This window comes from Rhodococcus sp. (in: high G+C Gram-positive bacteria) (assembly GCF_049591685.1).
Classification (GTDB): Bacteria; Actinomycetota; Actinomycetes; order Mycobacteriales; family Mycobacteriaceae; genus Rhodococcoides.
Genome location: NZ_JBAWFH010000207.1, coordinates 1 through 9,942, shown reverse-complemented (window position 1 = coordinate 9,942; position 9,942 = coordinate 1). Strand labels below are relative to the sequence as shown.

Sequence of the window (9,942 nt, the reverse complement as noted above, 5' to 3'; positions counted from 1 at the left end):
TCGAGACAGCGGAAACCGTCGAAGACGCACCTACAGCAGAGTCCGGCGACGCGTCGACGCAGGAAGAAGCTCCCGCGGACGCACCGATTGAAACGAAGCCGACCGCGACAACGGCTCCGAGCATCACAGGAGAGCCCACTACGACGACACCGACCACGACGACACCTGTCGAGCCTGCGGAACCTCCGGCCACCACCACGACGGATCCGCCGACGACAACGACGGACCCACCGGTTTCTGCGACGGTATTCACGGGCCCCGCGGAGAGCAACGTGCAGACGCTGGCCTTCACAGGCGGCGTCGTGTGCAGGGCACCGGAGGATACCGACTACAACGGGACTGTCGAATTGACCTGCGACGACGAAACTGTCATCCATGCAGTGGGGCGAGCGCTCACCCCGGAAGCCGTCGAGGCATCAACCGTCGACGGGGTATGGAGGCCGGTGCTGACGGTGGACGGAAGTCCGCAGACCGTCGCCGAGGCCGTGCGGGGCTGACCAATGCCCTGGTTGCCCGATAGCTCGGCCTCGAAGGCTGATCCGGCCCTGAGCCCCGAACTATCGTGCAATCACGACGTCACCTCAGAACGGCAACGTCACCTCAGAACAGCGTCGCTTCCCCGAATCCCGCGACACCTTCGATAGCAAGGATGCGGCGCTTGGCATTGACGCCACCGGGTGCGGAAAAGCCACCCACCGCGCGGCCTGATCCGAGAACGCGGTGGCACGGCACGATGATGGGCACAGGGTTGCGGCCGAGCGCACCGCCGACGGCTTGGGCGGCACCGGGACGTCCCAGCTTCGCCGCCACAGCGCCGTAGGTGAGCACCGATCCGAACGCAATGGCCCGGGCCACGTCGTACACGGCTCTGTCGAAGTCCGAGACGTCGAGCACGACGGGAATCGTCGACAGGTCCACTGCACGGCCGTCGAGAAGCGCCTGCACCGCTGCGATGGCGTGGGCAACGACCTCGTTGGGTTCGCCGACGATGTCGCCGGTGGCTTCCGGGAGTTCCACCGCGGTGATGCCGTGCTCGGACCAGGCGATGCCGCACGTTCCGAGTGCGGTGTCGAACAGTGCGTACGGCATGTGTTCAGTATGTGCGCTTCCCGCACCCGTGTCTGAAAAGTGCTTCTCCAACAACACTTTGTGAACACGGGCGGCGGAGCCGCTTACCAGTAGGATCGACTGATGTCCACACGGGTACTCAATGCCACTTCGCTCGCGCGGGATCTCGGGGGCTGGCGAGGGGAAAGTGACTCGGGCCGCAAGCGCACATCTCGGCCGACGTACCGGGCACTCGCCGACGGAGTTCGCCTGCTGATCCACGACGGACGCATCCCGCTGGGGGTGGGGCTGCCCAGCGAACGGGACCTGTCGGCGGCCCTGGACTTGAGCCGCACCACCATCACGTCGTCGTACGCGGTTCTCCGTGAAGAGGGTTACCTGATCAGCAAGCAGGGAGCGCGCAGCACCGTCGCTCTGCCGGACATGGCGAGGCCGAACGGATTGCTCGTGCATTCTCGGCCGAACGGACCGGTCGTCGATATGAGTCATGCAGCCATGGCGGCACCCACCGAGGCCATGATGTCTGCGTACAACTCTGCGCTGCTCGCACTTCCGGCGTACCTGTCGAATCACGGTATGGAGCCGATCGGGCTGTCGGTTCTGCGCGAGGCAATTGCGCGGCGCTTCGTCGAACGTGGATTGCCGACGACGCCGGATCAGATCATGGTGACCTCAGGTGCGCAGCAGGCAGTGCGGCTTCTGCTCGGCTCGTTGACCGCTCCCGGCGACCGAGTGCTGATCGACCATCCGACGTATCCCAATGCGCTGGAAGCGATTCGACGCATCGGCGCCCGGCCGGTGCCCGTGCCGATCAGACCCGACGGCGACCCGTGGGACCTCGACGGAATCCGCAGTGCGGCACGGCAGACGGCGTCGAAGGTCGCGTACCTGATCCCCGATTTCCACAACCCGACCGGACGGTGCTTGAGCGCCGACGGCCGAGCCGAACTCGCAAAGATCGCGCGCGAGGAATCGATGACGCTGATCGTCGACGAAACCATGGTGGACCTGTGGCTGGACGCGCCACCGCCCCCTCCCGTCGCATCGTTCGGACGGGTGTCGGGCACGGACGTCGTGACGATCGGGTCGGCGTCGAAGTCGTACTGGGGTGGCCTGCGGATCGGATGGATCCGAGCGAACCCGTCGCTGATCAGCCGCCTCGCCGGCTCCCGCGCCGGTCACGATCTCGGCACCTCGGTCATGGATCAGTTGGCCGCAGCCTTCCTGCTGCAAGACGCCGATGCGATCCTCGAGGTCAGACGCGAACAGCTGCGGGAGCGTCGCGATGTGCTCGAAGGCGCTCTGGCAGAACATCTTCCGGACTGGAAGTACCGACGGTCGACGGGCGGGATGTCGCTGTGGCTACAGCTTCCCGCGCCGGTGTCGAGTGCCTTGGCGGCCACGGTGCCGAACTTCGGTGCCGTTCTCGCTGCGGGTCCTCGCTTCGGCATCGAGGGCGCGTTCGAGCGATTCCTTCGGATGCCGTACACCCGTGAGCCCGCCGAACTGACCGCTGCGGTCGCTGCAACGGCAAGCGCGTATCAGGCGTTGGCGCCGACGAGCGACGCCGAACAGCCGGCAATGGTCTTCTGACACCCGCCGAGGCGAAAAGGAGGCCGGGGTCAGCGCCAGACGGATTCCAGGTCCGCAGCCGTCGACGGCGGGGCTGTCGGAGTGCCGTTGGGGGTGCGGGAGAACCTGGGCGCCGGCCGGTGCTGAGTGACGCCGCCGACCTCGATGAGCGTCTCGCGGGCCTCTAGGTGAACCTGGTGGGGGGCTTCGGCGAAGGTGAGTACGGGAGAGACGCAGGCGTCCGTGCCATCGAAGATCGCGGCCCAGCTCTCGCGCGTTTTGCTCTTGAAGGTGTCGGTGAAGAGCTGCCGCATCTCGGGCCAGCGGTCGCGGTCACCCTGGCCGGGTGTGGTGGCCGGATCGAGTTCGAGCAAGCGGAGCAGTTCGGCGAAGAACTGCGGCTCCAGCGCACCGACGGCCATGTACTTGCCGTCGGCGGTCTCGTAGGTGTCGTAGTACGGCCAGCCGGTGTCGAGCATGTTGACGCCGCGTTCGTCGGACCAGGCGCCGACCCCGCGCATACCCCAGATCATGTGCGAGAGAGCGGCGGTGCCGTCGACCATCGCGGCGTCGACCACCTGTCCTTCGCCGGACGTCTGACGCTCGAACAGCGCTGCCAGGATGCCGAAGATCAAGAACATCGAGCCGCCGCCGAAGTCGCCGACCATGTTGAGCGGCGGAACGGGTCGCTCGCCCTGCCTGCCGATCGCGTGCAGCACACCCGTCACCGAGATGTAGTTGATGTCGTGTCCTGCCGTGGATGCCCACGGTCCTTCCTGGCCCCACCCGGTCATGCGTCCGTAGACGAGCCGCGGATTGCGCGCGAGCGCAGCGTCCGGTCCGAGGCCGAGGCGCTCGGTGACGCCGGGGCGGAACCCTTCGATCAGCACGTCGGCGCGTTCGATGAGGCTGAGCACCTTCTCGATGTCCGCCGGGTCCTTGAGGTTGGCCTCGACGATGGTGCGGCTGCGCAGTTGTTGGTCGTGCTCGGAGATCTGACCCGCGCGCTGTACACGGACGACGTCTGCGCCGAGGTCGGCGAGCAGAAGCGCAGCGTGCGGGCCGGGCCCGATACCTGCTAGTTCGACGACGCGAAGTCCTGTCAGCGGTCCACCACTACTCGACACGTATTCCTCGTTCCGGTCAGGCCGTCAATGTTCGTACGAATGTGAATGGAGGTTAACTTAATCGTGGACGTCCAACCAGTAGGGGGCCATGGATAATGGCCGAGTGAGCGAAGCGACGGAACCGCACAGGATCGGTACACCTCTGACGCCGGGAGCTACGCGCGTGATGCTGCTCGGCGCGGGCGAACTGGGCAAGGAAGTGATCATCGCCTTTCAGCGCCTTGGTGTGGAAGTCATCGCGGTCGACCGGTACGACCATGCTCCCGGCCATCAGGTCGCCCACTACGCCTTCACCATCGACATGAGCGATCCGGAGCAGTTGCTCGCTCTGATCGATGCGCAGCAGCCCGATTTCGTCGTTCCGGAGATCGAGGCCATCGCCACCGACGCTCTGGCGGAGGTCGAGGCCAGGGGCCGTACCGTCGTCATTCCGACCGCGCGCGCGACGCAGTTGACGATGAATCGCGAGGGCATCCGGCGCCTAGCTGCCGAGGAACTCGGACTACCGACATCGCCATACGCTTTCGCCGATTCGCTGGCAGAGGTCGAGAGCGCGCTCGCAACCATCGGCTATCCGGCCGTGGTCAAACCAGTCATGTCGTCGTCGGGCAAAGGCCAGTCCGTCGTCCGCGGTCCGGAGGACGTCGACGCAGCCTGGCAATACGCACTGAAGGGCGGGCGGGTCGACCTCGGCCGCGTCATCGTCGAGGGCTTCGTCGACTTCGATTACGAGATCACACTTCTCACCGTGCGGTCCGGCTCCGACACCGATTTCTGCGAGCCCATCGGACACCTGCAGGACGCAGGCGACTACGTCGAATCGTGGCAGCCGCAACCGATGTCGGATGACGCGCTCGCCGCTGCTCAGGCAGTGGCCGAGAAGATCACCGGCGCGCTGGGTGGTAAGGGACTGTTCGGTGTCGAATTATTCGTCAAAGGCGACAACGTGTACTTCTCCGAGGTGAGTCCGCGTCCGCACGACACCGGCTTGGTCACGCTTCGCACGCAACGCTTCTCGGAGTTCGAATTGCATGCCCGCGCCATTCTCGGACTGCCGATCGACACGACGATGATTTCGCCCGGTGCGTCCGCGGTGGTCTACGGCGGAGTCGACGCCGTGGGCATTGCGTTCGAGGGGGTCGCCGACGCCTTGGCTGTGCCCGAGACCGATCTGCGCCTGTTCGGCAAGCCGGAGAGCTTCGTTCGTCGGCGCATGGGTGTCGCCGTGTCGACGGCGGGCGACATCGTCACCGCCCGCGCGCGGGCGACGGAAGCCGCAGGCAAAGTTCGCCCGGTCACGTGAGCGCTCTCGGGGAAGTATTCGTCGCGATCGTCATTGCGATCGGCCTCGTCGGCATTGTGCTGCCCATCCTGCCCGGCACCATATTGATCTTCGGCGCAATTGCGGTGTGGGCGTTCGTCACCGGCGGCACCGGTGCCTGGGTGGTATTTGCAGTCGCGACAGCGTTGCTCGTTGTCAGCGGCATCGTCAAGTACACCTGGCCGGGACGCCGCATGAAGGACGCGGGCATCCCGACGCGCTCGCTGATCATCGGTGGCCTCGTGGGCATCGTCGGATTCTTCGTCATTCCGGTGATCGGGCTGTTCGTCGGTTTCATCGGCGGCACCTACGCTGCCGAACTACCCAGGCACCGTAACCATTCGGAGGCGTGGCGCTCGACGGTTCACGCCACCAAGGCGGCAGGGCTTTCCATCCTCGTCGAACTGCTGGGTGCCCTGCTGGCAACCGGTGTCTGGCTCGCAGCGGCAGTCTTCGTCTGAGGGTGCGAAGTTATCTGACTCGGTACCAGGCTCGACCGTTGCCGCCGAGTACCGAGGGTAGGTCGCCGCCCACTGCCTCGGCGACGAGGTCGAGGTCGGATTCGAGAAACCGCCTGGGTGCGCGCGTGCCGGGGAGATCCGTGCCGAACATCAACGCCGCCGGGTTGACCGCGTGAATCTGCTTCATCGTGTCGACGATGTCCATGTCGACGCGGCCGAAGCCCGATGCCTTCACCCGCACACCGCGGTCGACGAGGTCGAGTAGGTATTTGAGTCCCTGCGACGACATTCCGAGGTGGTCGATGCTCACCGCGGGCAGTTTCGAGAGGATCGGTTCGAGCGAGAGCAGCATCGACGCCTCGACGTACAACTCGGCATGCCAGCCGACGAGACTGTGCGCCTGCCGGGCCTGCGCGGTCAACGTCTGCACATCGGTTGCGCCGCGCTTGAGGTTCAGGCGGATCGCGCGAACGCCGGCTTCGTCGAGAGTGATGATCTCGTCGTCGGTCGTGTCCGGGTCGAGTTGTGCGACGCCCACCCAGCCGGGGCCCAACGCCTCCAGTGCGGCCACGAGGTAGGCCTGATCGGTGGTGTGGAACGAGGAACTGATGACGGCTCCGCCGGTGATGCCCAGCCCGTCGGTATCGCGTTCGTAATCGGCGATCGTGTACGGCTCGGGTGGATACCCCTGATTATCGACCAGCGGGAACCGCGGATCGAGGATGTACCGGTGGGCGTCGAACACACGTCACAGCATGCCAGCTGTGTCATTTCGACACGGCAGGACCCGAGCCGGTGTTTCAATCGGACCCATGAAAGCCGAGTTCACCACCGTCTTGGGCGGATACACGTACTTCGAATGCCCGCGGTGGCACGACGGCCGAATCTGGGTCTCCGACTTCTACAGTCACCGCGTCCTGTCGGCGGAGGCCGACGGCTCGGATGTGCGCGTCGAGACCGAGGTGCCGCAGCAACCGTCGGGACTGGGGTGGCTGCCCGACGGCCGCCTCCTCGTCGTGTCCATGCGTGATCACACGATCTTGCGGAGGGAGGACGATGGATCTCTCGCCGTCCACGCAGATCTGTCTTCGCACGTGAGCGCGAACCTCAACGACATGCTCGTCGACGCCTCGGGCCGGGCCTACGTCGGCAACTTCGGGTTCGATCTGATGAACATGGGCACACCTGCGACGGCGGACCTCATCCGTGTCGATCCCGACGGGTCGGCCCGGGTCGTCGCCTCCGATCTTTATTTCCCCAACGGGATGGCGCTGACGCCGGACGGTGAACTGCTCGTCGACGAGACCGTCGGAAACCGCATCAGCGTTTTCACGGTCCACCCGGACGGTTCACTCGGAGAGCGCCGCGACTGGGCCAAGTTCGCCGAGCTGCCCGAGATGGGCGATATGGCCACCGCGATGGGTCAGCTTGTTGTGGCAGCGGACGGATGTGCGATCGACACCGACGGATCACTTTGGGCCGCAGACGCTTTGGGTCAGCGGATCGTCCACATCGAGCCAGGTAAGGGCATCGTCGACCAGCTGGAATTCGACACCGGCGTGTTCGCCTGCGGATTCGGTGGTGACGACGGGCGGACTCTGTTCGTGTGCGCGGCACCGGACTTCAACGAGCACCAGCGCAAGGTCGAGACGGAAGGAAAATTGCTGGCCGTGCGTGTGTAGTGGGTTTGCCGGGTAACCGGTCCGCATGACTTCTCACCATGACACGGTCAAGGAGCTGCTCGCGGAGAACGACTCCACCTTCGCCGCCGACGCCGGCATATCGCTCGACGACACGCCGTCGCCGCTGTTCGAGCTGCTGGTGCTCTCGCTGCTACTGAGCACCCGTATCTCGTCCGACATCGCGGTGGCGGCTGCGCGGGAGCTGTTTCGGGCGGGGTACCGGACTCCCCAGAAGATGGCCGACGCCAAGTGGCGGGATCTCGTGGACGCGCTCGGTCGCGGGCATTACAAGCGGTACGACGAGAGCACGGCGACTCGATTGAACGAACTGGGCGCGCGGGTCGGCGACGTCTACCGCGGTGACCTACGCACGCTCGCCGCCGAGGCCGACGGCGATGTGGGGAAGGCCAAGGAGCTCGTCGAGGAATTCAAGGGCATCGGCCCGACGGGCGCCGACATCTTTCTGCGCGAGGTGCAGGAGGTGTGGACCTGGGCGAGACCGTACTTCGACAAGAAGTCCGCGGACGAAGCCAAGAAGCTCGGCCTCCCCACCGATCCCTACGAGCTCGCGCACCTCGCTCCCGACGGCAAAGCCGCGGCCTTGGCCGCGGCTCTGGTCCGAAAGTCGCTCCGCTAAAGGCGAAGAAGCACCCTAAGCCTTGTCGGGCTCGGAAGCCTTGAGCATGTCCTGACGTTCGACGACCTTGACGCGTTCGCGGCCTTCGGGTTCGCCGAGGGAGCGCTCGTGGGCGTCGAGGCGGTACCAGCCGTCCCAGGTGGTGAACGGAACTTGCTTGCCTTCGAGGAAGTCGACGACGGCTTGTTCGGTCGGTTCGGCAGCACCGTCGAAGTGGGGGGCATCTTCGAGCAGGCATGCGACGGTTTCGTTGGCGTCGCCTTTGGTGTGGCCGATGAGGCCGACGGGTCCGCGCTTGATCCAGCCGGTGACGTAGGTGCCGGGCACGTGCGCACCCTCGTCTTGCACGCGTCCTGCTTCGTTGGGGATGGTGCCTGCCTGCTCGTCGAACGGCAGTTGGCTGATGTTCTGGGAGAGGTACCCGACGGCGCGGTACACAGCTTGTACGTCCCACTCGTTGTAGGTGCCGGTGCCCTTGACGTTGCCGGTGCCGTCGAGCTGAGTGCGCTCGGTGCGCAGGCCGACGACCTTGCCGTCTTCACCGAGGATCTCCGTGGGAGATTCGAAGAAGTGCAGGAACAGTTTGTGCGGGCGATTGCCGACGTCGCGGATGGCCCAGTCCTGCAGGGTGTTGGCAACCATGTCGACCTGTTTGGAGGAGCGGCGGGCCTGCTCGGAGCCCTCGTCGTAGTCGATGTCCTCGGGGGCGACGATGACTTCGATGTTGGGGGAGTGGTCGAGTTCGCGCAGTTCGAGCGGGGTGAACTTGGCTTGGGCCGGTCCGCGGCGGCCGAAGACGTGCACTTCGGTGGCCTTGTTGGTTTTGAGGCCTTCGTAGACGTTGGCGGGGATTTCGGTGGGGAGGAGTTCGTCGCCGGTCTTGGCGAGCACTCTGGCGACGTCGAGGGCGACGTTGCCGACGCCGAGGACGGCGACTTTTTCGGCGTCGAGGGGCCAGGTGCGGGGGACGTCAGGGTGTCCGTCGTACCAGGAGACGAAGTCCGCTGCGCCGTAGCTGCCGTCGAGTTCGATGCCGGGGATTTTGAGGTCGCGGTCGGCGTTGGCGCCGGTGGAGAAGATGACGGCGTCGTAGAAGCGGCGTAGGTCGCCCAAGGTGATGTCGGTGCCGTAGTCGATGTTGCCGAGCAGGCGAACCTGGGGCTTGTCGAGGACCTTGTGCAGGGCGGTGATGATGCCTTTGATGCGTGGGTGGTCGGGGGCGACGCCGTAGCGGATGAGGCCGAAGGGTGCGGGCATGCGTTCGAACAGGTCGATGCTCACGTCTGTATCGGACTTCATGAGCGCGTCGGCGGCGTAGATGCCTGCCGGGCCGGCGCCGACGATGGCGACGCGGAGAGGACGAGTCTGATCAGTCATGTGCAGCGAACTACCTTCGTCGAGGGCATGTGCGGACACCCCAGCATAAATTAAGTGTTACCTGATCTGTGCTGGTGGGCGTACTCCTACGGTAACGCGCCGACTTCTCAAGTTTCCTATTATTCAGGTAGGGTTTGCGTCATGCGCTCCGCGACGCTGGTTCGACGCCTCACCGTCGACCTCTGCCGGACGTGCACCACCATCTGTTGTCGGTGACCACACCCGACCCATCGGCCCCGTTCCACTGCGGCCGCCTCGACTTTCATAGTTCCCGCGCACGCGTGCCCCCGCATCGACGGAGCTGCCGCGTGCTGCGACCAACTCGCCTACGAATCGCTGGCCGCCCCGGTGCGGACCATGATCGAAAAGCTCACCGCCATCCACGACGGCAACCGCGAGTTCGGCTACTACCTCGCACATCGTCGGCGTGTCCGACGCCGAAAGCCGCGGAATTCTCGACTTCCTGTACGCGCACCTGACCAAGCCCGAGCACATCGTGCGGCACCGTGGAGCCTCGGCGACCTCGTACTCCGGGACAACCGCGGCATCCTGCACTACGCCAACCGCGACTACGGCACGGCGCACCGCGTCATGCACCGCATCACGCTCCGCGGCGACATACCGGTCGGACCCCGGCCCAGCAATACGGTCGGACCCCGGCCCAGCAATACGGTCGGACCCCGGCCCAGCAATACGG

Annotated in this window: 10 protein-coding genes and 1 pseudogene; 7 read left to right on the top strand and 4 right to left on the bottom strand. The window is 65.5% G+C overall.

The window, feature by feature from the left end:
* On the top strand, window positions 1-497 hold a 497-nt coding region (locus tag WBQ44_RS08905; RefSeq protein WP_495566342.1), incomplete at its 5' end, for a hypothetical protein.
* Between the two features lie 103 nt (window positions 498-600).
* Here WBQ44_RS08905 and WBQ44_RS08900 read toward each other — a convergent pair.
* Window positions 601-1,089, bottom strand: a complete 489-nt coding sequence (locus WBQ44_RS08900; protein ID WP_495566341.1) for a methylated-DNA--[protein]-cysteine S-methyltransferase — start codon at window positions 1,087-1,089, stop codon at window positions 601-603.
* 102 nt (window positions 1,090-1,191) lie between these two features.
* Here WBQ44_RS08900 and yczR point away from each other — a divergent pair, with 102 nt between their 5' ends.
* The gene (gene yczR / locus WBQ44_RS08895) at window positions 1,192-2,661 is read left to right on the top strand and encodes a MocR-like transcription factor YczR (protein ID WP_495566340.1); all 1,470 of its coding nucleotides are present in this window, start codon (window positions 1,192-1,194) and stop codon (window positions 2,659-2,661) included.
* 29 nt (window positions 2,662-2,690) lie between these two features.
* Here yczR and WBQ44_RS08890 read toward each other — a convergent pair whose 3' ends face one another.
* Window positions 2,691-3,767 carry a CaiB/BaiF CoA transferase family protein gene (locus WBQ44_RS08890; protein WP_495566339.1) on the bottom strand — a complete coding sequence of 359 codons (1,077 nt, stop codon included), beginning with the start codon at window positions 3,765-3,767 and terminating at the stop codon, window positions 2,691-2,693.
* Between the two features lie 166 nt (window positions 3,768-3,933).
* On the opposite strand from WBQ44_RS08890, the gene purT reads away from it, so the two are divergent.
* Both purT and WBQ44_RS08880 read left to right on the top strand, forming a co-directional pair.
* Window positions 3,934-5,070 (top strand): formate-dependent phosphoribosylglycinamide formyltransferase, encoded by a 1,137-nt coding sequence (purT, locus tag WBQ44_RS08885; RefSeq protein ID WP_495566343.1) that lies wholly within the window; start codon window positions 3,934-3,936, stop codon window positions 5,068-5,070.
* Window positions 5,067-5,549 carry a DUF456 domain-containing protein gene (locus tag WBQ44_RS08880; protein WP_495566338.1) on the top strand — a complete coding sequence of 161 codons (483 nt, stop codon included), beginning with the start codon at window positions 5,067-5,069 and terminating at the stop codon, window positions 5,547-5,549. The genes purT and WBQ44_RS08880 overlap by 4 nt, the downstream gene beginning before the upstream one ends.
* A gap of 10 nt (window positions 5,550-5,559) precedes the next feature.
* On the opposite strand, the gene WBQ44_RS08875 is transcribed toward WBQ44_RS08880, so the two are convergent.
* Window positions 5,560-6,294 (bottom strand): amidohydrolase family protein, encoded by a 735-nt coding sequence (locus WBQ44_RS08875; RefSeq protein WP_495566337.1) that lies wholly within the window; start codon window positions 6,292-6,294, stop codon window positions 5,560-5,562.
* A 67-nt stretch (window positions 6,295-6,361) separates the two neighbouring features.
* Between WBQ44_RS08875 and WBQ44_RS08870 the strand changes: the two genes are divergently transcribed.
* Window positions 6,362-7,231 carry an SMP-30/gluconolactonase/LRE family protein gene (locus tag WBQ44_RS08870; RefSeq protein ID WP_495566336.1) on the top strand — a complete coding sequence of 290 codons (870 nt, stop codon included), beginning with the start codon at window positions 6,362-6,364 and terminating at the stop codon, window positions 7,229-7,231.
* 25 nt (window positions 7,232-7,256) lie between these two features.
* Window positions 7,257-7,868, top strand: a complete 612-nt coding sequence (locus WBQ44_RS08865; protein WP_495566335.1) for an HhH-GDP family DNA glycosylase — start codon at window positions 7,257-7,259, stop codon at window positions 7,866-7,868.
* Between the two features lie 15 nt (window positions 7,869-7,883).
* Here WBQ44_RS08865 and WBQ44_RS08860 read toward each other — a convergent pair whose 3' ends face one another.
* Window positions 7,884-9,245, bottom strand: coding sequence for an FAD-dependent oxidoreductase (locus tag WBQ44_RS08860; RefSeq protein WP_495566334.1), 1,362 nt, complete (start codon window positions 9,243-9,245; stop codon window positions 7,884-7,886).
* 318 nt (window positions 9,246-9,563) lie between these two features.
* Between WBQ44_RS08860 and WBQ44_RS08855 the strand changes: the two are divergent.
* Window positions 9,564-9,881 (top strand): annotated as a pseudogene (locus WBQ44_RS08855) (TauD/TfdA dioxygenase family protein); the annotation flags it as partial.
* Between the last annotated feature and the right edge of the window lie 61 nt (window positions 9,882-9,942).